General features: G+C 70.8%; 26 protein-coding genes and 1 pseudogene. 20 read left to right on the top strand and 7 right to left on the bottom strand.

Translation table 11 applies throughout. The features are described 5' to 3' along the window. Positions 1 to 66: 66 nt before the first annotated feature. Entirely contained in the window at positions 67 to 441 is a 375-nt protein-coding gene (locus ODJ79_RS25845; RefSeq protein ID WP_263026163.1) for a DsrE family protein, read from the bottom strand. Between the two features lie 14 nt (positions 442 to 455). Between ODJ79_RS25845 and mtfM the strand changes: the two genes are divergently transcribed. Together mtfM and ODJ79_RS25840 are read left to right on the top strand one after the other, a co-directional pair. After that, positions 456 to 560, top strand: a complete 105-nt coding sequence (gene mtfM, locus ODJ79_RS47025) for a small membrane protein MtfM (protein WP_317620701.1) — start codon at positions 456 to 458, stop codon at positions 558 to 560. Beyond that, positions 557 to 1159, top strand: a complete 603-nt coding sequence (locus ODJ79_RS25840; protein ID WP_263026162.1) for an FABP family protein — start codon at positions 557 to 559, stop codon at positions 1157 to 1159. The genes mtfM and ODJ79_RS25840 overlap by 4 nt, the downstream gene beginning before the upstream one ends. Here ODJ79_RS25840 and ODJ79_RS25835 read toward each other — a convergent pair. After that, positions 1156 to 1893, bottom strand: a complete 738-nt coding sequence (locus tag ODJ79_RS25835) for an aminotransferase class IV (RefSeq protein WP_263026161.1) — start codon at positions 1891 to 1893, stop codon at positions 1156 to 1158. The two genes, ODJ79_RS25840 and ODJ79_RS25835, sit on opposite strands and share 4 nt — an antisense overlap. A 58-nt stretch (positions 1894 to 1951) precedes the next feature. Here ODJ79_RS25835 and ODJ79_RS25830 point away from each other — a divergent pair, with 58 nt between their 5' ends. The 11 genes and pseudogenes from ODJ79_RS25830 to ODJ79_RS25780 all read left to right on the top strand — a co-directional run bounded on the left by ODJ79_RS25830 (position 1952) and on the right by ODJ79_RS25780 (position 8832). Continuing rightward, positions 1952 to 2347, top strand: a complete 396-nt coding sequence (locus ODJ79_RS25830; protein WP_263026267.1) for a Fur family transcriptional regulator — start codon at positions 1952 to 1954, stop codon at positions 2345 to 2347. A gap of 1 nt (position 2348) precedes the next feature. After that, the gene (locus ODJ79_RS25825; RefSeq protein ID WP_263026160.1) at positions 2349 to 3389 is read left to right on the top strand and encodes a YgfZ/GcvT domain-containing protein; all 1041 of its coding nucleotides are present in this window, start codon (positions 2349 to 2351) and stop codon (positions 3387 to 3389) included. A 15-nt stretch (positions 3390 to 3404) separates the two neighbouring features. Beyond that, positions 3405 to 4238, top strand: a complete 834-nt coding sequence (locus tag ODJ79_RS25820; protein ID WP_263026159.1) for a 3-keto-5-aminohexanoate cleavage protein — start codon at positions 3405 to 3407, stop codon at positions 4236 to 4238. Beyond that, entirely contained in the window at positions 4235 to 4384 is a 150-nt protein-coding gene (locus ODJ79_RS25815) for a hypothetical protein (protein WP_263026158.1), read from the top strand. Before ODJ79_RS25820 ends, ODJ79_RS25815 begins: the two co-directional genes overlap by 4 nt. Continuing rightward, on the top strand, positions 4381 to 5295 hold the full coding sequence (locus ODJ79_RS25810) for an asparaginase (protein ID WP_263026157.1): 915 nt from the start codon (positions 4381 to 4383) through the stop codon (positions 5293 to 5295). Before ODJ79_RS25815 ends, ODJ79_RS25810 begins: the two co-directional genes overlap by 4 nt. Positions 5296 to 5358: 63 nt before the next feature. Beyond that, a pseudogene (locus ODJ79_RS25805) lies at positions 5359 to 5739 on the top strand (helix-turn-helix domain-containing protein); the annotation flags it as partial. Between the two features lie 2 nt (positions 5740 to 5741). Continuing rightward, entirely contained in the window at positions 5742 to 6188 is a 447-nt protein-coding gene (locus tag ODJ79_RS25800) for a hypothetical protein (protein WP_263026155.1), read from the top strand. A 72-nt stretch (positions 6189 to 6260) separates the two neighbouring features. Then, positions 6261 to 6575, top strand: coding sequence for a DUF2516 family protein (locus tag ODJ79_RS25795; protein WP_263026154.1), 315 nt, complete (start codon positions 6261 to 6263; stop codon positions 6573 to 6575). Further along, the gene (locus ODJ79_RS25790) at positions 6572 to 7456 is read left to right on the top strand and encodes an alpha/beta fold hydrolase (protein WP_263026153.1); all 885 of its coding nucleotides are present in this window, start codon (positions 6572 to 6574) and stop codon (positions 7454 to 7456) included. Before ODJ79_RS25795 ends, ODJ79_RS25790 begins: the two co-directional genes overlap by 4 nt. An 80-nt stretch (positions 7457 to 7536) precedes the next feature. Further along, positions 7537 to 7941, top strand: a complete 405-nt coding sequence (locus ODJ79_RS25785) for a hypothetical protein (protein WP_263026152.1) — start codon at positions 7537 to 7539, stop codon at positions 7939 to 7941. 129 nt (positions 7942 to 8070) lie between these two features. Continuing rightward, positions 8071 to 8832 carry an EI24 domain-containing protein gene (locus tag ODJ79_RS25780; RefSeq protein ID WP_263026266.1) on the top strand — a complete coding sequence of 254 codons (762 nt, stop codon included), beginning with the start codon at positions 8071 to 8073 and terminating at the stop codon, positions 8830 to 8832. Here the strand turns inward: ODJ79_RS25780 and ODJ79_RS25775 are convergent. The 3 genes from ODJ79_RS25775 to ODJ79_RS25765 form a co-directional block, all read right to left on the bottom strand. Then, a complete protein-coding gene (locus ODJ79_RS25775) occupies positions 8797 to 9807 on the bottom strand; it encodes a LacI family DNA-binding transcriptional regulator (protein WP_263026151.1) in 1011 nt (336 codons plus the stop codon). The two genes, ODJ79_RS25780 and ODJ79_RS25775, sit on opposite strands and share 36 nt — an antisense overlap. A 4-nt stretch (positions 9808 to 9811) precedes the next feature. After that, positions 9812 to 11236 (bottom strand): GH1 family beta-glucosidase, encoded by a 1425-nt coding sequence (locus ODJ79_RS25770; protein ID WP_263026150.1) that lies wholly within the window; start codon positions 11234 to 11236, stop codon positions 9812 to 9814. Between the two features lie 98 nt (positions 11237 to 11334). Then, positions 11335 to 12099, bottom strand: a complete 765-nt coding sequence (locus ODJ79_RS25765) for a maleylpyruvate isomerase family mycothiol-dependent enzyme (protein WP_263026149.1) — start codon at positions 12097 to 12099, stop codon at positions 11335 to 11337. Positions 12100 to 12157: 58 nt separating this feature from the next. Between ODJ79_RS25765 and ODJ79_RS25760 the strand changes: the two genes are divergently transcribed. Then, positions 12158 to 13228, top strand: a complete 1071-nt coding sequence (locus ODJ79_RS25760) for a UDP-N-acetylmuramate dehydrogenase (protein WP_411267369.1) — start codon at positions 12158 to 12160, stop codon at positions 13226 to 13228. A 378-nt stretch (positions 13229 to 13606) separates the two neighbouring features. On the opposite strand, the gene ODJ79_RS25755 is transcribed toward ODJ79_RS25760, so the two are convergent. Together ODJ79_RS25755 and ODJ79_RS25750 are read right to left on the bottom strand one after the other, a co-directional pair. After that, positions 13607 to 14875, bottom strand: a complete 1269-nt coding sequence (locus tag ODJ79_RS25755) for a carbohydrate-binding protein (protein WP_263026147.1) — start codon at positions 14873 to 14875, stop codon at positions 13607 to 13609. Positions 14876 to 14949: 74 nt separating this feature from the next. Next, entirely contained in the window at positions 14950 to 15453 is a 504-nt protein-coding gene (locus tag ODJ79_RS25750; RefSeq protein WP_263026146.1) for a CAP domain-containing protein, read from the bottom strand. 294 nt (positions 15454 to 15747) lie between these two features. Here ODJ79_RS25750 and ODJ79_RS25745 point away from each other — a divergent pair, with 294 nt between their 5' ends. The 6 genes from ODJ79_RS25745 (at position 15748) to ODJ79_RS25720 (ending at position 22243) form a co-directional block, all read left to right on the top strand. Next, positions 15748 to 16446, top strand: coding sequence for a response regulator transcription factor (locus ODJ79_RS25745; protein ID WP_263026145.1), 699 nt, complete (start codon positions 15748 to 15750; stop codon positions 16444 to 16446). Between the two features lie 87 nt (positions 16447 to 16533). Continuing rightward, complete coding sequence (locus ODJ79_RS25740) at positions 16534 to 18894, top strand: chemotaxis protein CheW (protein ID WP_263026144.1); 2361 nt, start codon at positions 16534 to 16536, stop codon at positions 18892 to 18894. A 1-nt stretch (position 18895) separates the two neighbouring features. Further along, a complete protein-coding gene (locus tag ODJ79_RS25735) occupies positions 18896 to 19333 on the top strand; it encodes a chemotaxis protein CheW (protein ID WP_263026143.1) in 438 nt (145 codons plus the stop codon). Beyond that, on the top strand, positions 19333 to 20205 hold the full coding sequence (locus tag ODJ79_RS25730) for a hypothetical protein (RefSeq protein ID WP_263026142.1): 873 nt from the start codon (positions 19333 to 19335) through the stop codon (positions 20203 to 20205). The genes ODJ79_RS25735 and ODJ79_RS25730 overlap by 1 nt, the downstream gene beginning before the upstream one ends. A gap of 14 nt (positions 20206 to 20219) precedes the next feature. Next, positions 20220 to 21401, top strand: coding sequence for a chemotaxis response regulator protein-glutamate methylesterase (locus ODJ79_RS25725; protein WP_263026141.1), 1182 nt, complete (start codon positions 20220 to 20222; stop codon positions 21399 to 21401). Continuing rightward, positions 21398 to 22243, top strand: coding sequence for a CheR family methyltransferase (locus ODJ79_RS25720; RefSeq protein WP_263026140.1), 846 nt, complete (start codon positions 21398 to 21400; stop codon positions 22241 to 22243). Before ODJ79_RS25725 ends, ODJ79_RS25720 begins: the two co-directional genes overlap by 4 nt. Positions 22244 to 22249: the final 6 nt, after the last annotated feature.

Here is a 22249-nt window from a genome sequence, read left to right as displayed (position 1 = left end):
CCGGGCCGGAGCTGGGTGTCGCACCGGCGCCCGTGCACCGGCGGGGCCGGCCGGACGCCGAAGAGGTCAGTAGACCAGGGCCTGCGCGCTCTCGGCGGTGACCTCTTCGACGAAGACCGCGGCGCCGGCGATGCGAATGCCGGGCAGGACGTCGGCGGGGGTGATGGCGCGGCGGGCGGCGCACTGGGTGCACGCGGTCACCTTGCCGCTGGCCAGCAGCAGGTCGAGCAGGTCGGGCAGGGGCGCGGCGTGCGGCAGCTCGAACTCGGCGGCCCGGCCGGGCAGCGCGAACCAGGTCGACTCGCCGGTCAGCCAGAACGAGACGTCCACGCCGGACGCGGCGGCGGTCGACGCCACCGTGAAGGCCTGCGAGCAGCGCTCGGGAGAATCCGCACCGGCGGTTGCCTTGACGACCAGCAAACGTGCCATGCCGGTCAGCATAGGATGGGCCGGTCATGGTTACGGAGATCGGGTTCGTGAGCCTGCTGGTCGCCGGGTTGGGCGCGCTGGCGGGTGGACTCGGCTATCTGGCGATTCGGATTTCGAGGGGGCGTTGGTGAGCGGCGAGTCGGACAACCCGTTGGGCCCACCGCCGTGGCTGAACGCGCCACCGGTCGAGCCATCGCCGTACGAGGACACCCACGACCTGCGTACGGGCCCCGACCTGCACCCGGCGCTGCTCGGGCTGCTGCCGTTCGTGGGGCTGTGGCGCGGCCGTGGGCAGGGCGGGTTCCCGGCCGACGACGACTACAACTTCGCCCAGCAGGTGCGGATCAGCCACGACGGGCGGCCGTTCCTGCGCTTCGAGTCGACCTCGTGGCTGCTCGACGACGAGTCGAAGCCGATCGGGGAGTGGGTGACCGAGTCGGGCTTCTGGCGGCCGGTGCTGGTCGACGGGCGGGCCGGCGACGAGATGGAGGCCGTGGTCGTGACGCCGGAGGGTACGGCCGAGCTGTACCTCGGCAAGACGATCGGCACGACCCGGCTCGAGATGGCGGCGGATGCCACGGCGTACACGCCGACGGGTTTGCATGTCACCGGCGCCCAGCGACTCTTCGGCATCGTCGAGGGCGCGCTGCTCTACGCGCACGAGATGGCGGTCGACGACAGTGGACTGCGGCCGCACATGTCGGCCCGGCTGCTGCGGATCGGCGGTTAGTAGCCCAGCAGGTCGAGCAGGACCTTCGTCCAACGCGACGTGCGTCGAGGGGCGCCGTCCAGGGATTTGACGAAGGCGAGCCCGCGCAGGGCCGAAGCCAGCCAGATCGCGTCCGCCCCGCGCAACTCCTCGATGGTGACCAGGCGATGGGCCGGGCGCAGTCCCACCGACGGCGCCACCGAGAGCAGGTGCGCGGCCGTCGTGCCCGGCAGGATCTGCGCCTGCTCGGGCGGGACGGTGCACAGCTCGTCGCCGGTCAGCCAGACCAATGATGCGGTCGGGGACTCCAGCGCGTACCCCTCGGTGGACAGCCACAGCAGATCGTCGGCGCCCCGCTCGCGCGCCCAGCGGCGGGCCGCGAAGTTCGACCCGTACGACAGGGTCTTGGCCGCCCAGAGTGACCATGGTGGTTTGCCGCCGAGGGCGTAGCCGAGGCCGGCGCTGATCACCCGGACGCCGGACATGCGCTCGCGAAGCGTCTCCGCGGGGATCGGCGAGATCGTGACGTGCTGTGACCGACGGGTGCGGATGATGCGCAGCGCGCTCTCCGGGCCATCCGAGACCATCGCACCGAGGGTGAGCGGCAGCACGTCAAGCTCGAGGAGCGCGGCCGACCGGGCCAGCCGGGACAGGTGCGCGTCGAGCAGCCACGGGCCGGACGGTCGCAGGTGCACGGTCTCGAAGACGCCGTCGCCGAACAGCTCGGCCGGGGAGACCAGGACTTCGTCGGGCACGGGCGCAGCGTAACCGTCGGCCTATGCTTGTCACGTGTCCGCCACTTCGCTAGCCGAGATGCTCCGGGAGCGCGGGCTGCGCCTCACGCCGCAGCGCCAGCTGATCCTGGAGGCGGTGCACGAGCTCGGTCACGCCACGCCCGAGCAGGTGCACACGGCGGTGCGGGAGCGCGTCGCCGGCGTCAACATCACCACCGTCTACCGCACCCTCGAGCTGCTCGAGGAGCTCGGGCTGGTCAACCACACGCACCTGTCGCACGGCTCGCCCACCTATCACGCCGCGGGTGAGGATCAGCACGTTCACCTGGTCTGCCGTGGATGCGGATCGATTTCTGAGGTAGACCCGACGGTGATGCTGCCGGTGACCGACCGGCTGCTCGCGGAGCGGGGCTTCCGGGTCGACGTCGGCCATGTCTCGCTCTTCGGCGTCTGCGAGGACTGCAAGGAGTTGTGAGATGACCGTCGTGATGGTCGAGGACCTCGATCCCTCGTCCGCCGACGCGGGGGTGGCCGCGCACTACGGCGACCCGATGCGGGAGCAGCGCACCCTGGCCACCGCGGTCGGCCTCGTCGACCGTTCGAACCGCGACGTGATCGCCGTGCCGGGCGAGGAGCGGGCGTCGTGGCTGCACACCCTGACCACTCAGCATCTTTCGGATTTGTCCGGTCTTTCCGGCTCTGAGCTCCTGGTGCTTTCCCCGCACGGGCACGTCGAGCAGCATGCTTACGTGACCGAGGACGGCGAGACGGCCTGGCTGGACACCGAGCCGGGGGCCGGCGCCGGGCTGCTGAAGTACCTCGAGATGATGCGCTTCTTCAGCAAGGTCGAGCCGCGCGACGCCACCCCCGAGATCGCCGTGCTCTCGCTGGTCGGCCCGGGCGCCGCCGACCTCTTCCCCGAGCTGGCCGAGCCGCGGGTGGGCGCGGTGCCGGGTCCGAAGTTCGCCGCCGGCTCGGTGCCCGCGCACGCGACGAGCCGGTACGCCGTACGGGAGTTCGAGGGTGGCCTGGCCCGGCGCGTACCGCTGGGTGTCGATCTTCTGGTTCCACGGGAAACACGCACCCGGGTGATCGAAGCGCTCGGCGTCCCGATGGCCGGCCTGTGGGCCTACGAGGCCATCCGGGTGGAACGCCGCATTCCCCGCCTGGGCTGGGAGACCGACCATCGCACCATCCCGGCCGAGGCTGACTTCATCGCCTCGGCCGTCCATCTGGACAAGGGCTGCTACCGCGGCCAGGAGACGGTCGCCCGGGTGCATCACCTCGGCCGTCCGCCCCGCCGCCTCGTCCTGCTGCACTTCGACGGCATCGCGTCCGACCAGCCCCCGGCGCAGGGCACCCCGGTGACCCTCGACGATCGCGAGGTGGGCTTCGTCGGCACCGCGGTCCGCCACCACGAGCTCGGGATGATCGCCCTGGCCGTGCTCAAGCGCAACGTGCCCGACGACGCGGCACTGCGAGTGGGTGAGTCGGTCGCCGCGGTCGACCCCGCCTGAACTAACGTTCATGCCATGACCGGGACCGTGATCACTGTCGCTCCGACCGGCGCGGAAGTCAGCAAGGCGGATGTGCCCGCCCTGCCTGTCACCATCGACGAGCTGGTGCGCACCGCCAAGGAGTGCGAGGCGCTGGGCGCCTCGATCATCCACGTGCACATCCGTGACGACGCCGCCGCGCCCACCCTCGACCAGGGCCGCCTGCGGGCCACCGTGGCCGCCCTGCGGGAAGCCACCGACCTGATCGTCCAGCTCTCCTCGGGTGGGGCGGTGACCGATCCGGAGTCCGACCGGCTGGCGGTGCTCGACGCCGGGCCCGAGATGGCCTCGTGCACGATGGGCACGGTCAATTTCGGCGACGGCGTGTTCCTGAACCGCTGGGAGTTCATCGTCGACCTGCACACCCGTATGCAGGAGCGGGGCATCGTGCCGGAGTACGAGATCTTCGACCTGGGCCAGCTGACCACGCTGCAGCGGCTGCTCGGCAAGTACGGCCTGCCGGCCGGGGGCCACGTGCACGTCGACCTCGTGATGGGCGTGCCGGGCGGGATGCCGGGGACGGCCGGCGCGCTGGTCGCCTGCGAGCAGGCCATCCGCGATCTGCCGGCGGGCACCACGTTCTCGGCGACCGGCATCGGCCGCAGCACCATTCCGGTCATGCTGGCGTCGCTGGCGGCGGGCGGGCACCTGCGGGTCGGGATGGAGGACACCGTCACGTACGCGAAGGGCCAGCCGGTCGAGTCGAACATGCAGCTGGTGGCCCGCGCCACCGGGTTCGCGCAGCTCGCCCAGCGGCCGCCGCTGACCACCGCGGCCGCCCGCAAGCTGCTCGGCGTGCCGCCGCGATGATCGTTCTCCCTCTGGCCGCCGTTCTCCCCCTGGCCGCCGTTCTCGCTCTGGCCGCCGTTCTCGCTCTGGCCGCCGTTCTCGCTCTGGCCGCCGTTCTCCCGCTGGCCGGCGCGATGATCGCTCTCCGCGGCGGGCCGGCGCGATGATCGTTGCCGAGGTGGTGCGCTCCGGCTTTGTGGAGAGCGTCCACCACGGCTCGGTCGCGGTCCTGGGCGGGGTCAGCCGGGGCGACGTCACCGTGCCGGTCTTCCCACGCTCGTCCAGCAAGCCGATGCAGGCCGTCGGCATGCTGCGGGCCGGCCTGACCCCGCGCGATCCGTCCGACCTGGCCCTGATCGGCGGCAGTCACTACGGCGAGCCGCTGCACGTCCGGCGGGTGCGCGACATCCTCGACGCCGCCGGTCTCGAGCCGGCCGCGCTGCGCTGCCCGGCCGCGTTCCCGCTGTCCGCCGCGGTGCGCGAGGACTGGCTGCGCCGGCAGGGCGGCCGCGAGCCGATCCTGATGAACTGCTCCGGCAAGCACGCCGGGATGCTCGCGACCTGCGTGGCCAACGGCTGGCCGGTCGAGTCGTACCTGGACCCGGCGCACCCCGTGCAGGCGGCGATCACGGAGGCGATCGCCGACCTGGCCGGCGAGCCGGTCGCCGCGATCGGGATCGACGGCTGCGGTGCGCCGGTGCACGCGTACTCGCTCACCGGGCTGGCGCGCGCGTTTCTTCGTTTGGTCGAGGCCGGCCCGGGTACGCCGGAGCGTCGGGTCGCCGACGAGATGCGTGCCCATCCCGAGCTGGTGGCCGGCACCGGCGCCGACGACACGGTGCTGATGGCCGCCGTACCCGGCCTGCTCGTCAAGGGTGGAGCCGAGGGCGTGGTGGCGGCGGCCATGCCTGGCGTGGGCGCGGTGGCTATCAAGATCGAGGACGGCGGGCAACGCGCTCGTATCCCCGTTCTCCTGGACGAACTGCGCCGTCTCGGCGTCGACGTGCCCGTTCTCGAGGAGCTGATCCTCGGTGGGGGCGAGCCGGTCGGCGAGGTGCGCGCGGTCCGGGTGACCTGATTCACGCTAGCTGTAGTTAGCATTCTGCTTGCAAGAGCTAGCACTTCGAGCTAACTTCGAGACATGGGCACGCCGAAGGATCTGCCACAGGACATCGGAAGTTTCATCCGTGACCTGCGGGAGAATGCCAAGATCTCGCTGCGCCAGCTCGCCGACAAGGCGGGCGTGAGCAATCCGTATCTCAGCCAGATCGAGCGTGGCCTGCGTAAGCCGAGTGCCGAGGTGTTGCAGCAGATCGCCAGCGCGCTGCGGGTCTCCACACCCGCGATGTACCTGCGTGCGGGTCTGCTGGACGGCGAGGGTCAGCAGGGGGTGCTGGCCGCGATCGCAGTCGATCCCGACCTCACGATCGCCCAGAAACAGTCGCTGTCGCAGATCTACGAGACGTTCCGCAACGAGAACGCCCGGCACGCACCCGAGACCACCGACACCGCCGAGGAGACGAAATGACCGAGCAGACCAAGACCAAGCTTCCCGCCCCGCTGTACGCCGCCGCCGGCGCCGGTGACCTGGCCTACGAGCAGCTGCGCAAGCTGCCGGCCGTGGTGACCGAGCTGAGCGAGAAGGCCGCCGCGTCGCTGCGCACCTACAACGAGCAGGCCAACGCCAAGGCCACCCAGCTGCGGGAAAAGGCGCAGACCACCGACTTCGACGCCCTCCGGGGCAACGCCGCCAGCGTGGCGACCTCGATCGCGCAGCTGGCCCAGGAGCGCACCGTCGCGGCGTACACCGCGCTGGTCGCCCGCGGCGAGAAGGTCGTCGGCGCCGGCGTCGTGACCACCGCCGAAGTGGTGAACGCGGACATCGAGACCACCGAGGGCCCGAAGGCCGTCGAGGCCGCCCCGGCCGCCCCGAAGCCGCGCAAGCGCGCCACCAAGCCGGCCGAGAAGTAATCGGACGCCAGTAGGCAATCGTGATCAGCGGGCCCCGGCATCTGCCGGGGCCCGCGGCATAGACTTTCCGTCATGGCCTATTCCGCGCCGATCTTCTACCTCCATGTACGCACGTACATCGAGATCCTCATCCTGATCCTCTCGCTGGTCGTGCAGGCGGTCGCGCTGATCCACTGCCTGACCCAGCGGGGCGACGGATTCCAGGCCATCGGCACCCTGCCGAAGGGGGCCTGGGCGGCGATCCTGGCGGTCTGCATCGTGCTGACCCTGCTGGTGAGCAACGCGATCGGCATCTTCAGCCTGATCGGTATCGGCGCCGCCCTGATCTATCTGCTTGACGTCCGGCCCGGGCTGAAAGACCTGTCGGACGGCAAAGGCTTCTGGTGAGGCGGTTCGGTCCGCCGCCGCCGGACGGTGGGCCGCGCCTGCACCGCCCCGATCCGACCGGCCCGCGGTCCGGGCGCCCGACCCTGCCCGGCCCGCCCACCGAGCTGATCTCCACCCCGTCCGGCGTACGCCTGGAGCAGCTGGTCACCGGCGTCGGTGAGCCGGTCACCGTCTTCGGGCACGGCTTGGGCGGCGACATCTCCGGCACCCGCCCGCTGGCGAGCGCGGTCACCGGCCGCCGGGTCTTCTTCCACTTCCGCGGGCACGGCCGCTCGGATGCCCCGGTCGGCCCGTGGACCTTCGGCGACCTCGCCGACGACCTGCGCGCCGTGGCCGACCTGGCCGGCGCCACCCGGGCGCTCGGCGTGAGCATGGGCTCGGGGGCGCTGTGCCGCCTGCTGAGCGAGACCCCGGAGCGCTTCGAGCGAGTGGTCTGCTACCTGCCGGCCCCGCTCGACGGGATCCGCCCGGCCGCCGCCGAGGCGCGGGTCGAGCGGCTGCTCGCCGCGGTCGAGTCGGGCGAGGCGGCGTCGATCGCCGCCGCCGCCGAGTCCGAGCTGCCGCCCTCGGTGCGCAACACCCCGACCGGCTGGAGCTATCTGCGTCAGCGGGTGGAGCAGTTGCAGCGGGACGGGCTGGCGGCCGAGCTGAGCACACTCTGGCACCAGCCGGCCGTGCCGGACGAGTCGGCCTTGCGCGCCTTCCGCGGCCGGGCGCTGGTGCTGGGCTGCCTGGGCGACGAGGTGCACCCGGCGGCGTGGGCGGAGCGGTTGGCCGGCCTGCTGCCGGGGGCCGAGCTGCACGTGTACGACCGCCCGGCGATGCTCTGGACGAACCGCGCCGAGCTGCGGGAGCGCATCTCGACCTTCCTCAATTCCTAGACCGGCGCCGTAACCTTTGGGGGCGTTCAAGCGGTTTTCTGGACGTGCAGTTATCCCCCAAATCGATTTTTTTCGGACTCGTGATGCTGGGGCTGCCGATCGCGGTGGCCGCCGGCTGGGCGCTGGCCACCCCCGCCCGCCCGCCGGCCTCGATCGGCGCGCCGGCCGACCAAGGCGGCCTGCGCGCCGGCGGCAGTGACGGCCTCGGCACGGCGCCCCGGCGGCCCGCGAGGCCGCAGCCGCTGACCGAGGTGCAGTTCACGCCCCGCCCGATGGCGAGGGTGACCCTCCCGGTCACCGCGCCGTCCGGGGCGCCGGTGCCCACCACGGCCGCGCCGACGACGGTCGAGGCCACCTCGGTCACGCTGCCCCCGATCCTCGACGACCCGCCGGTTCCCACACCCACCGAGATCATCGAGATGCCGAGCGAGGAGCCGCCGCCGCCCAGTGTCTCGCCGAGCCCCTCGCCGTCCAGCGACGAGTAGCTCCAACGGCGAGTTGCTCCGGCGGCGAGTTGCTCCGGCGGCGAGATGAGTGGCTCGAGCGACAAGTGGCGATGTGGCGCGCAGGCAATAGGCTGCCGGGTCGTGAAGCAGTTCTTCGTCGGCGTCGCCATGCTCGGCCGCGGCCTGGTCCTCGTCCTGCGCAGCCCCAAGCTGCTGCTCCTCGGCCTGCTGCCCGCGGTGATCACCGGCCTGCTGTACGCCGCCGCCCTCGGCGTGCTGATCGACTTCCTGCCCCGGCTGTCCCGCGACGTCACCTGGTTCGCCGACGGCTGGGCCGAGGGCTGGCGGCAGCTCACCCAGGTGCTGGCCGGGGCCGGCCTGCTCGGCGTCGCCGCGCTGCTCGGCATCCTGTCCTTCACCGCGGTGACCCTGCTGATCGGCGACCCGTTCTACGAGCGCATCTCCGAGCTGGTCGAAGACCGGTTCGGCGGGGTGCCGGACGAGGTCGAGGTCGGCTTCTGGCGGTCGCTGGTCCGCGGCCTGACCGACTCGCTGCGCCTGATCGCACTGTCCGTGCTGATCGGCATCCCGCTGTTCCTGCTCGGCTTCCTGCCGGTCGTCGGCCAAACGGTGATCCCGGTCCTCGGCGGCGCGATCGGCGGCTGGTTGCTCGCCGTCGAGCTGACCGGTGTGCCGTTCCAGCGTCGCGGCCTGCGCCTGGCCGACCGGCGCGCCCGGCTGCGCACCCACTGCCCGCTCGCGCTCGGCTTCGGCGTAGCCGTGTTCTGCTGCTTTCTCATCCCGCTGGGCGCGATCCTGCTGATGCCGGCCGCGGTCGCGGGAGCGACCCTGCTTTCCCGTACGGTCCTGGACCAGCCGACGGTGGAGCTGCCCTCAGGCCGACTCCCGGATTACCAGCTCGGTCGGTAGCACCACCGCGTCGGCCTGGTGGGGCTCGCCGTTGATCAGGCCCAGCAGCTGGCGGGCCATCGTGCGCCCCATCTCCACGATCGGCTGGCGCACCGTGGTCAGCGGCGGCTCGCTGTACCGGCTGATCTCGAAGTCGTCGAAGCCGACCACCGCCACGTCGGAGGGCACCCGGCGCCCGGCGTCCTTGAGGGCGAGCAGCGCGCCGTGCGCCATCATGTCCGAGGCAACGAAGACCGCGTCCAGGGCCGGGTCGTCGGCGAGCAGCGAGCGCATCGCCGTGATCCCGGACTCGCGGGTGAAGTCGCCGATCGCGACGTGCTGGGCCAGGCCGGCCTCCTCGAGGGTGGCGCGGTAGCCGGCCAGCCGGTCGATGCCGGCCACCATGTCCTGCGGGCCGGCGATGGTGGCGATCCGGCGGCGGCCGGCGGCGACCAGGTGCCGCACCGCCGAGCAGACGCCGCCGAAGTGGTCGACGTCCACGTACGGGACGGGGGCCTCGCCGATCGGGCGGCCGCTGCAGACCACCGGGATGCCGAGGCGGACCAGGGTGCCGGGGAGCGGGTCGGCGCCGTGCATCGAGGCGAACATGACCCCGTCGACGTGACCGGCGACCGCGTACCGCTCGACCCGGTCGTGGCTCTTGGCGGAGCCGGCCATCATCAGCACCAGCTGCTTGTCGGCGGCCTCCAGCTCGCCACCCACGCCGCGGATGATGGCCGGGAAGAACAGGTCGTCGGAGAAGACCCGGTTGGCGGTCTCCGGCAGGATCAGCGCGATCGACTCGGTGCGCTGGGTGACCAGGCTGCGGGCGGCCTGGTTGGGCACGTACCCGAGCTCGTCGACGGCACGGTTGACCGCCTCGCGGATCGAGGCGGCCACCGACGTCGAGCCGTTGACGACGCGGGAGACGGTCGCCCGGGACACTCCGGCGCGGCGCGCCACTGCCTCCAGGGTCGGGCGTTCCCGCGTCACCACCAGGTCACCCCTCGCTCTCTCCCGGGTCGGCGATGCCGTTTCGCCGGATCACCTCCCGGTACCACTTCGCGCTGTCCTTGAGGACGCGCTGCTGCGTCGTGTAGTCGACGTGCACGATCCCGAAGCGCTTCGCGTACCCCTCGGCCCACTCGAAGTTGTCCATCAGCGACCAGACGAAGTATCCGCGCAGATCGACACCGGCCGCCAAGGCATCATGGCAGGCCCGGAGATGGCCGTCGAGATACTCGATGCGACGGGTGTCGTGGACGCCGCCGTCCTCGGCCGGTCCCTCCGGGTAGGCCGCGCCGTTTTCGGTGATCAGCATGGGGATGCCGTCGTAGTCGTCGTGGATCCGCTGGAGCAGACGGGTCAGCCCGGACGGCTCGATCAGCCAGTTCATGTCGGTGACCGGCCCGTCCGGGGCGCGGAAGGCGATTCCCTCGCTGCCCGGCTGGTCGGGAGCCGCGGGCGTGCCGGGCTTCGCCGACACGTACGACGGCTGGTAGAAGTTGATCCCCAGCACGTCGATCGGGGCGTTGATCGTGGCGAGGTCCCCGTCCTGGAGGTAGGACAGGTCGGTGAACCGGGCCAGGTGGGTGAGCATGTCCGCCGGGTACTGACCCTTGAGCAGCGGGTCGAGGAACATCCGGTTGGACAGCCCGTCGATGATCCGGACGGCCTCGCGGTCGGCGGCGCTCTCCGGGTCGACCGGAAAGGCGACCGACGGGTTCAGCGTGATGCTGATCGTGCGCGCGCCCGCCGAGCGCAGCGTCCGGGCGGCCATGCCGTGGCCGAGCAGCAGGTGGTGCACGGCGGCGAAGGCAGCGGCCGGTTCCTGGCGGCCGGGCGCGTGCCGGCCGCTGGCGTACCCGAGGTAGGCCGAGCACCACGGCTCGTTCAGCGTGGTCCAGGTGCCGACCCGGTCGCCGAGCCTGGCGTGCACGATCTGGGCGTACTCGGCGAACGCCTCCGCGGTCAGCCGGTTGGCCCAGCCGCCCAGGTCCTCCAGGGTCTGCGGCAGGTCCCAGTGGTAGAGCGTGACCACCGGGTCGATGCCCTTGCCGAGCAGCTCGTCGGTCAGCCGGTCGTAGAAGTCCAGGCCTTTCACGTTCACCGGGCCGGTGCCGTCGGGCTGGATCCGGGGCCAGGCGACCGAGAACCGGTACGACGCCAGACCCAGGTCCGCCATCAGCGCCACGTCGTCGACATAGCGGTGATAGTGCTCGCAGGCCACGTCGCCGGTGTGCCCGGCGTAGACCCTTCCCGGCGTACGGCTGAAGGTGTCCCAGATGGACGGCCCTCGACCGTCCTCCCGCACGGCGCCCTCGATCTGGTAGGACGCGGTGGCCGCGCCCCAGACGAAGCCGTCGGGGAAGGTGATCCCGGCTAAGGCCGGCTGCGCCGACGTGGACGTGACGGTTGCCGTCATGCGTTCACCGCTTCCTGGTGTTCCGAGGTCTACTTAACCGGTTAATCATAGGGGCCGGGACGACCACGCGATGAGCCGGTAAGACGAATTTAACCGGGTCAGCCCGTCCGTAGGGCACCGATCAGGCGTGGATCACCGGAGACGACCAGGCGATCCAGCCGCTGCCGGCCCATCAGGGCGAGCAGCAGATCGCTCGCGGTGCCGGTGGCCTGCGCCCGCGCGTGGTGGTCGTCGGAGTCCAGGATCGTGGCGGTGTCGAGCAGCGCGACCCCGGCGCCGCGCAGCCGCACGAACCACTCGTGCCCGGCATCGCCGGCCATCAGGTGAACCACGCCGTGCAGGTCGGTCGGGCCCTTGCGCTTGCCGGCCGGCAGCCAGGTGTCGAGCACCTCACTCACCCCGTCGGCGGCCAGCTTCGTCTCGATCGGGGTGGGGCGGCCGGCCGCGGCCTCGGCGTCCCAGCGGTGCACGGAGACCTCGTGGGCCATCCGGCGGTGCCAGAAGCCGGCCTGCTTGCTCTGCGGCGCCCAGTTCCACGCCGCGAAGTCGGACTCCACCGCCTCGAGCGTCTCGATCGTGCCGGTCAACTCCCGGCGCAGCTCATCCAGGGCCTGCTCCCAAGCCGGGCGGGGGCCGTCGCGGTCGGGGCGGGTGGTGGGCGGGGCGGTGGTGCCGCGCGGGACGGTCTCACGCACCCAGTGCAGGAGCGTCGTCACGTGCTCGACCAGGTCGGCGCAGGTCCACCCGGGGCAGGACGGGACCTCGGCATCCGGCCCGGCCTGGGCCACCGCATCCTGCAGCGCGGGGCTGTCCGCCCGCAGCGCCGCGAGCCAGAAGTCCTTCGTCGCGTGCAGCCTGTTCATCGCGAATCTCTCCACTCCACCGGACCGCCGATGAGTGCCCTGACCCCTTGAGCCTAGGGTGAACGTCGTGCCTGACGTTAGTCGCCCACGCCAAACAGACACACTCGCCGACTCACTCGGGGAGTACACGACGCTACGCCTCGGTGGTCCGGCGGGCACGTTGACGGTCGCCACCGATACGGACGAGGCGGTCACTGCGGTGCGTAACGCCGCGGCGGCCGGTCGTCCAATGCTCGTGCTGGCCGGCGGCAGCAACGTCGTGATCGGCGACGCCGGCTTCCCCGGGGAGGTGCTGCTGCTGCGCACCCGCGGCATCCAGGTGGTGGAGGCGCGGGCCGAGAGCGTGGTGGTGCGGGTGGCCGCGGGCGAGGTCTGGGACGACTTCGTGGAGTACGCCGTGAGCAACGGCTGGTCGGGCATCGAGTGCCTGTCCGGCATCCCCGGTTCGGCCGGCGCCACCCCGATCCAGAACGTCGGCGCGTACGGGCAGGAGGTCGCGCACACCATCGTGGCCGTGCACGCCTACGACCGGGAGCACGACACGATCCGCGCGATGTCGCCGCTGGAGTGCGCGTTCGCGTACCGGTCGAGCGTCTTCAAGCACAGCGACCGCTTCCTCGTCACGTACGTCGACTTCCGGCTCGCGGTCACCGGTGACTCCGCACCCATCCGGTACGCCGAGCTGGCCCGCAGCCTCGGCGTCCAGGCCGGTGACCGGGTGCCGCTCCGCCAGGCCCGGGACACCGTGCTCAAGCTGCGGGCCGGCAAGGGCATGGTGCTCGACCCCGACGACCAGGACACCTGGTCGGTGGGCTCGTTCTTCACCAACCCGGTGGTCTCCGCCGAGCGCTGGGCCGAGCTGGGGTTGGCCGATGCGCCGCACTGGCCCGGCGACGACGGCTCCGTCAAGATCCCGGCGGCCTGGCTGATCGAGCACGCCGGTTTCCCGAAGGGCTTCGCCGGCGACCGGGTGGCCATCTCGACCAAGCACACGCTGGCGCTGACCAACCGGGGCGCGGGCAGCACGGACGGGTTACTGGCACTCGCCCGCACCATCCGAGACGGCGTGCGCTCCCGCTTCGGCATCGACCTGCACCCCGAGCCGGTTCTGATCAACTGCGAGCTCTGACCGCCCTGCCTGTGGACAACGGCCGAGAATTGTCGGACCCGTCTGCTTGAATCGGCCCCACCCAAACGGGCGGGGGCGGCTCGCGGGACCGGGCGGGGGCGGCTCGCGGGACCGGGCGGGCGCGGCTCGCGGGACCGGGCGGGCGCGGGACCGGGCGGGCGCGGCACGCGGGACCGGGCGGGCGCGGGACCGGGCGGGCGCGGGACCGGGCGGGACGGCTCGCGCAGGAGCTGGCCGACCACTCACGCGAGACGCGCGTCCACGGCCTTTCGTTGCAGGTGGTCGCGGGGAGAGGCGGGGGCCACCGCACCGGCGGCGACCCCCTTCGCGTACTCCCGGATGGTTCTAAAGCGGCAGCCGGAGCGCTCCCGGATGGTTTTAAAGCGGCAGCCAGAGCGCGAGCACGTTCGGCGGCTCCCAGCCGGGCAGGGACGTGTGCGACTGGCGGCACTGATAGCGCTTGCCGTTGTAGGTGACGATCTGGCCCACCGTGTACGCCGTGTAGGGCGCCCAGGTCGTCGTGCCGGGGGCGGTGGTCGGCGGCGTGGTGGGGGTCGTTGTCGGTGGCGTGGTGGTGGGGGAGGTGGTCGGCGGCGTGGTCGGTGGGGTGGTCGGCGAGCCGGATGTGAAGGATTGCATGGTCTTGCTGAACTGCCAGGTGCTCTGCGAGACGCCGGAGCAGTTGTCGGCCGCGCCACCGCCGGGGCAGCCGCCGTTGTCGCGCTGCAGGGCCCAGAACGACAGCGACCGGATGCCCTGGGTCTTGGCCCAGTTGGTGACCGTCGTGGCGTTGGCCAGGGTGAAGGTCTCGGCCGCGCCGTAGTCGTCGATGCCGATCATCTCGGTGATGCCGACCATCTGCCACAGTTGCGCGGTGCTCTTGCTCGGGTAAAGCGACTTGAGCTGGTTCACCAGGCCGTTGGCCGAGGTCTGGGTGTCGGTGGCCATGTTGTGCGAGGCGCCGTCGTAGTAGTCGAAGGTCATCATGTTGACGATGTCGACCCGGGCGCCGTTGCTGACCGCGTTGCGCAGGACGGCCAGGCCGGAGTCGGCCAGGCCGGTGGTGGTGGTCGGCAGGGTGTAGCTGAACTCGACGAGTCGGCCGTTCGCGGCCGCCCAGTCCTCGACCTTCTTGATCGCCTTGTTGCGGCGGTCGATGCCGGCGGTATTGGTGAGCGAGTTGTCCTCGATGTCCAAGTCAAGGCGGGTGACGTCGTAGGTGGTGACGACCTTCTCGAACTGGGCGGCGATCGAGTCGACGTCGGTGCAGCTGTCGGCGATCTCGGTGCCGCCGTTGTCGGCCGCGTAGCCGCCGAACGACGGGATGACGTCGCCGCCGGACGCCCGGATCGCGCTGATGTCGGAGCCGAACGTGCCGGACGCGATCGGCATCGAGGTGTCGCCGTTGAAGTAGACCGTGCAGGAGCCCCGGCTCGGGGTCTGCACGAAGGCGAGCGTGAGAAACCTGTCGCCGGATTGACTGGACAGCCCGGACAGGCTGTCGCCGTTGTACGCCTCGAAGTACGGCGCGAACACGTGCGCGGGGATGCGTGAGGTGGTGGCGGCCTGGGCGTTGGGTGAGGTGGCGGCGACGAACGCGGTCGCACAGACGGCGGCCGCGGCAACCGCCACGAGGGATCGGCGCATGGGGAACCTTCTTCGGGGGAAGTTAGGTTAGTTAACCTAACTAATAGAAGATTCCAGCGACTGATGTCAATAGATCACTCGTAGCCGAAGACCTGGGTGTAGTACGCCAGACCGTTCGGGCCGTACGCGACGCCCGTCCCGATCGAGTGCGCCTCGCAGTTCAGGATGTTCTCCCGGTGCCCCGGGCTGGCCATCCACGCGTGCATCACCTCGGCCGCGGTGCGGTACCCCCAGGCGATGTTCTCGCCCGACGGCTCGGCATACCCGGCATCGTGCGAGCGGGCCACGAAGGTCGTGCCGTCCCGCCAGACGTGGCTGAACAGGCCGGTCCGGGCCATGTACAGGCTCTGCCGGATGGAGGCGACGGTCAGCTCCGCGTCCACCGCGAGCTGGCCGCACCCGTTCGCGTTCCGCTGCTGGTTGGTCATCGTGACGACCTCAGACATCAGCTCGGCCGGTGCGACGGCGGTGGCCGGGGCGTGCGGCGGCAGGGGCGGCGCCGGCACTGCCGCCCACGCCGGCGAACTGGTCAGCAGCAGCGTGGGTGCGGCCGTGAACAGGGCGAGACGTAGTAGCACAGGGTGCCTCCGGTATCCGGGGCGGGCCTGATCGCCCACCAGGGATATAGGACCTGTTTCCGGCCCGTACGTCCCTTATTTGGCGGAAACCGGTATTGGCCTACGCAAAAGTGTCAGGCTGGTGGGATGGCCTGTCGCACCCGCCCCAGGGATCACATAAGCCCCCAGCCAGAACCGCCCCCGTGGGCCGGATGGCTCGGTAGACTGTGACTATCCGTAAATAAGCCGCAACACCACGCTATTGAGTTCTTTGTGTGGATAAATGCGGTGAGGAATAGGCAGGGTGAGCACACGATGAGTCGCCTTCTCGTCGTCGAGGACGACCCGGACATCGCGCTTGCACTGCGGCTGCTGTTCAGCCGGGCGGGCTACGAGGTGGCGCACGCCGGCGACGGTCGCACCGGCCTCAAGGAGGCCTACGCCGAGCACCCCGACCTGGTCGTGCTCGACGTCGGCCTGCCCGAGATGGACGGCTGGCAGGTGCTCGAGCGGTTGCGCGACGTCTCCGACGTGCCGGTGCTGGTGCTCACCGCGCACGGCCAGGAGGCGGAGAAGGTGCGCGGCCTGCGCGGCGGTGCCGACGACTACCTGACCAAGCCGTTCGCCAACAACGAGCTGCTGGCCCGGGTCGAGGCGCTGCTCCGCCGCTCGTCCAGCGGGCAGAACAGCTGGGCCAGCCAGGTCTACGACGACGGACTGGTGCACCTCGACCCGACCAAGCGCCGGGTCTACGTGAGGGGGGACGAGAAGCGCCTGACACCCACCGAGTTCCGGCTGCTCAACGCGCTGGTCCGGCACGCCGGCGCGGTGCTGAGCCCGAACCAGCTGCTGACCCAGGCCTGGGACGACCCCACCGGCATCGGGCAGGAACGGGTGAAGTTCGCCGTCCTGCGGCTGCGCCGCAAGCTCGGCTGGTCCGATCCTGACGAGTCACCCATCGAGTCCGTCCGCGGATTCGGCTACCGCTACCGCCGGCCCGGAGGCGAGTCCTGATTTCCGGCGTCTTGGTCACAGGTGTTCTCAGATGACGGGCGTAGCCGTCGATGAGAGCTGAGGAAGCCGAGTTGGAGGTACGTGAGCGTGGAAGACCTTGGCGAAATCGTTGGCGAGTTCCTTCTGGAGAGCCACGAGAACCTGGACCAGATTGACCGTGACCTGGTCGCCCTCGAGCAGGACCCCGACTCGCGTGACCTGATCTCCCGCATTTTCCGGGCGATCCACACGATCAAGGGCACGAGCGGGTTCCTGGCGTTCAGCCGTCTGGAGAAGCTGGCCCACGCCGGTGAGTCGCTGCTGTCCAAGCTGCGTGACGGCGTGATGCCGGTGACCCCGGCGACGATCACGACGCTGCTGGCCACGATCGACGGCGTGCGCTCCATCCTCTCCTCGATCGAGGAGACCCAGGCCGAGGGCGACGTCGACATCGACCGGATCATCGAGCAGGTCAACGCGCAGATGAAGGCGGGCGAGAGCGCCGCGCCGGCACCTGTTGCCGCGGCGAAGCCGGCCGCGGAAGCGCCCGCGGCGGAGCAGCTCGAGCAGCTCGACGAGACGGCCGCCCGGCGGGCGCCCGACCCGGTGGAGCACCAGCGCAAGCCGCTCGGCGAGATCCTCGTCGAGCAGGGCGCGGCGCAGGCCTCCGACGTCGGCTCCGCGTTGCAGCAGCAGATCGAGGGCGACGAGCGCAAGCTCGGCACGATCCTGCTCGACCAGGGCAAGGCGAAGCCGGCCGCGGTCAGCGAGGCGCTTCAGGCGCAATCGCCGAAGCGCAGCATCGCGGACAGCGCGATCCGGGTCGACGTCGACCTGCTCGACACCCTGATGAACATGGTCGGCGAGCTGGTGCTGGCCCGGAACCAGCTGGTCCGTGGCGTGATGGAGATCGGCGACTCCGGCCTGGTGCGCAGCGCCCAGCGGCTCGGCATGATCACCAGTGAGCTGCAAGAGGGCATCATGAAGACCCGGATGCAGCCCATCGAGCACATCTGGTCCAAGCTGCCCCGAGTCGTCCGGGACCTGAGCAGCTCGCTCGGCAAGCAGGTCCAGCTGGTCATGGAGGGCAAGGAGACCGAGCTCGACCGGAGCCTGCTCGAGGCGGTCAAGGACCCGCTGACCCACCTGGTGCGCAACGCGGTCGACCACGGCATCGAGGAGCCGGAGCGCCGCGCGGCGGCCGGCAAGAGCCCCGAGGGCACGCTGACCCTGCGCGCCTACCACGAGGGCGGGCACGTCGCGGTCGAGGTGGCCGACGACGGTGCGGGCCTGGACGTGGAGCGGATCGCGCAGAAGGCGGTCCAGAACGGGCTGCTCCGCGCCGAGCAGATCCCGAACATGGACAAGCGCGACATCATGGCGATGGTCTTCCAGCCCGGCTTCTCCACCGCCGCCAAGGTCACCAACGTGTCCGGCCGCGGCGTGGGCATGGACGTCGTGAAGACCAACATCGAGAACATCGGTGGCGCGGTGAGCGTCGACTCGACGCCCGGCGAGGGCACCGTCTGGCGGCTCACCATCCCGCTGACCCTGGCCATCATCCAGGCGCTGACCGTCGACTGCGGCGAACAGCGGTATGTCGTACCCCAGGTCGCCGTGCTCGAGCTGGTGTTCATCGACGGAAATTCCACCAAGATTGAGTACGCCTCGGGCGCGCCCGTCTACCGGCTGCGCGGCAAGCTGCTGCCCCTGGTCCGGCTGGACAAGGCGCTCGGCATGGAACCCGGTGGCGACCAGGGCGTCTACATCATGGTCCTGCAGGCCGACGGCCGGCGGTTCGGCCTGATCGTCGACCGGGTGCTGAACACCGAGGAGGTCGTGGTCAAGGCCCTGAACAGCCGGTTCAAGGACATCGGCCTGTACGCGGGCGCGACCATCCTGGGCGACGGCAAGGTGGGCCTCATCCTCGACGTCTCCTCGCTTGCCCGCCGCAGTCACCTGACCGCCGAGGCCGAGCGGCAGAACCTGGAGGCCTCCGCCCGGGCGAGCGCCGGCAGCGGTACCGGGGAGCGGCTGCTGGTCACCGCGGTCGGCGAGCGGCGGGTCGCGATCCCGCTGGACACCGTCACCCGGCTCGAGGAGTTCCCGCGGGACCGGATCGAGCATGCCGGCTCCCGCGAGGTGGTCCAGTATCGCGGCCAGATCCTTCCGCTGGTGCGGCTGTCGCACCTGCTCGGGGCGTACGGCGAGGAGCCGGAGGGCGACACCGTGTCGGTGGTCGTCTACAGCGAGGGCGGACGGAGCGTGGCGTTGGTGGTGGACCGGATCGTGGATATCGCCGAGAACTCGACCACGGCGCGCCGGGACGCCGAGGAGGACGGCCTGGTCGGCACCGCGGTCATCCAGCAACGGGTGACCGAGCTGCTGGACGTGCGCCGGGCCATCCTCGCCGCCGACCCGAACTTCTACACCGACCTGGAGAACGACGAGATCCTGGTGGAGGCCTGAGATGGCGAGCCGACAGTTCGCCACCTTCGAGGTGGCCGGCCAGCTCTTCGGTGTCGAGGTGCACACGGTTCAGGAGGTGCTCTCGTACAACGAGTACACCCCCGTGCCGCTCGCTCCGCCGGCCGTGGGCGGGTTGTTCAACCTGCGCGGCCAGGTGATCGCCGCCGTCGACCTGCGGGTCCAGCTGGGCATGGCCCGTAAGGCGCTGGAGGGCCCGGTCATGAACGTGATCCTGCGCGGCGACGGCGAGCCGGTCAGCCTGGTCGTCGACAAGATCGGCGAGGTGGTCGACCTGGACGACGAGCGGTTCGAGCCGCCGCCGGACACGCTGAGCGGGCCGACCCGGGACCTCGTGGTGGGCACCTTCAAGCTCGACGGGCGGCTGATGCTCGCGCTCGACGTGAACCAGGCCGTCGACACGTACCGTGCTACGACCTGATGTACAGCCTCGTCAGCGCTCCGGTCCTCGGCTTCGACCTGACCCGCCTCGCCGGCGGGTCGGCCACGGCCGAGGTGGTGCTGCGCGGTCTGCGCCTGCAGACCGACGACCTGCCGATCCTCGCCGAGAAGCTGCCGGACGAGGGCGTCCGCGGCCCGCTCTGGGTCGAGGTGGAGAGCGCTGCACGGCGGATGCCGTCGCTGAAGGGCATGTCCAAGGATGACCCGACGGGCAGCCTCGCGCTGGTCGAGCGGGCCCCGATCGGCTCGGTCGACGCGCTGCTGACCTGCCTGCGGTACGACGTCATGTCCTGGACCTGGACCGGCACCGGCCGGGACGCCAAGCAGACCGAGACGGCCGCGTCGGCCACCGCCCTGCTCTGCGATGCGGCGGTGGCCAGCTACCTGCGGGAGGTGCTGGACGACGACACTCGCCGGTACCTCGGCGCGGGCTGGGTGGCGGCCACCCGCAAGCTTCCCGTCGGAGCGCCGATCGACCTGGGCCCGCACCACTACACGGTGTCGGCGCTGCTGGACCGGCTCCGCTCGCTGCGGTCGATGGACATGAACCGGCTCAGTGCCTCGGCGGAGGACGCGCGACGGAACGCGGGCGGCTGGTCCCCGGCCGTCCACTCGGCCTCGTGGGCGGCGTATCTCTCGGAACGGGTCCGCACCGCCGCCGCGGCGCAGATGCTGTTGGTACAGGCCGTCGATACGGCCGACATTCCGCTGGCCGATCGGGCCGGTGGCGTCTGGAACATGCTCAGCGGTGCCGTACAGGCGCTGGTGGTCCGTGACCTGTTGGACACCTCCACCGCGCACCGGCTACTAGCACCGGTCGTGGCGGCACTGGGCCCCGCGTGGCTCGGGTGAAAGGGGGTGGTCGGATGATTTCGGTCCTGGTCGTAGACGACTCCGTGGTGGTCCGTCGGCTCATCGTCGACGCCCTCGGCGGGGCCGCGGACATCCAGGTCGTCGGCACGGCGTCGAACGGACTGCTGGCCCAGGCGAAGATCGATCAGCTCAAGCCCGACGTGATCACCATGGATATCGAGATGCCGCAGATGGACGGCATCACCGCGGTCAAGGAACTGCGCAAGCGCCACAAGCAGATCCCCGTGATCATGTTCAGCACGCTCTCCGCGGCCGGCGCGAGCGCCACGCTGGAGGCGTTGGCCGCCGGCGCCACCGACTACGTGACCAAGCCCAGCAACGTCGGCTCGGTGAGCGAGTCGATCGCGGCGGTCCGCGAGCAACTGGTCCCGAAGATTCACGCGCTCGGCGGCCGGCGGCGTTCCACGGGCCTGGCCGGCGCGCCGCCGGCCCGTCCCGGCGCGGCACCGGCGCGTCCGCTGCGGCCGGGCGTCGCCCCGCCGCGGGCGGGACTGCCGACCTCCGGCCCCGGCCGGCCGGGCGCCGTGCCCGCCGGCCCGCCGGCGGCCGCGGCCCGGGCCAAGCGGGCGCCGGGCGGCAAGGTCGACATCCTGGCGATCGGCGCGTCCACCGGTGGCCCGGACGCGCTCACCAAGGTGCTCACCAGCATCCCGGCCGACCTCCCGGTTCCGATCGTGATCACCCAGCACATGCCCCCGGTCTTCACCAAGATGTTCGCCGAGCGGCTGGACCGCAGCACCGCGTTGCACGTGGTCGAGGCCACCGACGGGATGGAGCTGACGCCCGGCTGGGCGTACATCGCCCCGGGCGACTCGCACCTCGTCCTGCACCGTCGCGGCACGGCGACGCTGACTCAGCTCAGCGGCGCGCCGCCGGAGAACTCCTGCCGTCCGGCCGTGGACGTGATGTTCCGGTCGGTCGCGAGCCTCTACGGGGCATCGGCATTTGCGACGGTACTCACAGGAATGGGACAAGACGGACGGGGTGGTGCGAAGGTGCTGAGAGACGCAGGAGCCGAGATCCTGGCCCAGGACGAGGCCACCTCGGTGGTCTGGGGCATGCCGGGCGCCGTGGTCAGCGCCGGCCTGGCGGACGAGATCCTGCCGCTCGAGCGGATCGCGAGCTTTCTGGTCAACCGGGTGAAGAGTGGTCGGTCCGCGGCGGTGGCTCGATGACCCTTTCCCAGACCGAGTTCGCCTTCGTCTCGACGCTCGTCCGGAAGGAAGCCTCGATCGTCCTGGCGCCGGGCAAGGAGTACCTGGTCGAGGCGCGGCTCATCCCGGTCGCCCGGGCGGTCGGCGCGGCCAATGTCAACGAGTTCCTGGGCGAGCTGCAGCGCCGGCCGAACCCGGGACATCAGCGCAAGATCATTGACGCGCTGACCACCAACGAGACCTCGTGGTTCCGAGATCGGGAGCCGTTCACCGCGCTCACCGACGTGATCTTGCCGGAGTTGGTCAAGTCGCGCTCGGCGAGTCGAACGGTCCGGTTCTGGTCGGGTGCGAGCTCCAGCGGGCAGGAGGCGTACAGCCTCGCCATCACGCTCCAGGAGGCGCTACCGCCCGGCTGGTCCTACGAGATCGTGGGGACCGACATCTCCACCGAAATGATCAAACGGGCCGAGGCGGCGGAATACAGTCAGGTCGAGGTCAACCGCGGCCTTCCGGCCACTCAGCTGGTGCAGTACTTCGAGCGGGTCGGCGCGCACTGGCGGGTCGCTCCGCAGCTTCGCAAGAACGTGTCGTTCAAGTTGATGAACCTCACTGCACCGCTTCCGGCGATGCAGCCGTTCGATGTGATTTTCCTCCGTAATGTACTGATTTACTTCGATGTCGCGACCAAACGGACCGTGCTGCAGAACGTGGCGAAGCTGCTCCGGCCGGACGGATGGCTCTTCCTCGGTGCGGCCGAGACGACCATCGGCATCGATGACAACTACGAGCGGGTGGCCGCCGGCCGCACCTCCGCCTACCGAGTACGTACCGGGGTGCCCGTGGGCGCTCCGAGAAGGGGATGAGGCCGC

The sequence above is a fragment of the Actinoplanes sp. KI2 genome (assembly GCF_025630775.1).
Lineage (GTDB): Bacteria > Actinomycetota > Actinomycetes > Mycobacteriales > Micromonosporaceae > Actinoplanes.
This window is presented reverse-complemented; position numbering and strand designations above follow the sequence as displayed.

Excerpts from the sequence above, each read along its gene's own strand:
- ODJ79_RS25780 (WP_263026266.1), top strand. The coding sequence starts at position 8,071 with ATGCTCGGCCGCGGCCTGGTCCTCGTCCTGCGCAGCCCCAAGCTGCTG.
- ODJ79_RS25755 (WP_263026147.1), bottom strand. The coding sequence starts at position 14,875 with ATGCGCCGATCCCTCGTGGCGGTTGCCGCGGCCGCCGTCTGTGCGACC.
- ODJ79_RS25815 (WP_263026158.1), top strand. The coding sequence starts at position 4,235 with ATGATCGTTCTCCCTCTGGCCGCCGTTCTCCCCCTGGCCGCCGTTCTC.
- ODJ79_RS25735 (WP_263026143.1), top strand. The coding sequence starts at position 18,896 with ATGGCGAGCCGACAGTTCGCCACCTTCGAGGTGGCCGGCCAGCTCTTC.
- ODJ79_RS25730 (WP_263026142.1), top strand. The coding sequence starts at position 19,333 with ATGTACAGCCTCGTCAGCGCTCCGGTCCTCGGCTTCGACCTGACCCGC.
- ODJ79_RS25725 (WP_263026141.1), top strand. The coding sequence starts at position 20,220 with ATGATTTCGGTCCTGGTCGTAGACGACTCCGTGGTGGTCCGTCGGCTC.
- ODJ79_RS25810 (WP_263026157.1), top strand. The coding sequence starts at position 4,381 with ATGATCGTTGCCGAGGTGGTGCGCTCCGGCTTTGTGGAGAGCGTCCAC.
- ODJ79_RS25795 (WP_263026154.1), top strand. The coding sequence starts at position 6,261 with ATGGCCTATTCCGCGCCGATCTTCTACCTCCATGTACGCACGTACATC.
- ODJ79_RS25830 (WP_263026267.1), top strand. The coding sequence starts at position 1,952 with ATGCTCCGGGAGCGCGGGCTGCGCCTCACGCCGCAGCGCCAGCTGATC.
- ODJ79_RS25820 (WP_263026159.1), top strand. The coding sequence starts at position 3,405 with ATGACCGGGACCGTGATCACTGTCGCTCCGACCGGCGCGGAAGTCAGC.
- ODJ79_RS25800 (WP_263026155.1), top strand. The coding sequence starts at position 5,742 with ATGACCGAGCAGACCAAGACCAAGCTTCCCGCCCCGCTGTACGCCGCC.
- ODJ79_RS25720 (WP_263026140.1), top strand. The coding sequence starts at position 21,398 with ATGACCCTTTCCCAGACCGAGTTCGCCTTCGTCTCGACGCTCGTCCGG.
- ODJ79_RS25825 (WP_263026160.1), top strand. The coding sequence starts at position 2,349 with ATGACCGTCGTGATGGTCGAGGACCTCGATCCCTCGTCCGCCGACGCG.
- ODJ79_RS25845 (WP_263026163.1), bottom strand. The coding sequence starts at position 441 with ATGCTGACCGGCATGGCACGTTTGCTGGTCGTCAAGGCAACCGCCGGT.
- ODJ79_RS25745 (WP_263026145.1), top strand. The coding sequence starts at position 15,748 with ATGAGTCGCCTTCTCGTCGTCGAGGACGACCCGGACATCGCGCTTGCA.
- mtfM (WP_317620701.1), top strand. The coding sequence starts at position 456 with ATGGTTACGGAGATCGGGTTCGTGAGCCTGCTGGTCGCCGGGTTGGGC.
- ODJ79_RS25770 (WP_263026150.1), bottom strand. The coding sequence starts at position 11,236 with ATGACGGCAACCGTCACGTCCACGTCGGCGCAGCCGGCCTTAGCCGGG.
- ODJ79_RS25765 (WP_263026149.1), bottom strand. The coding sequence starts at position 12,099 with ATGAACAGGCTGCACGCGACGAAGGACTTCTGGCTCGCGGCGCTGCGG.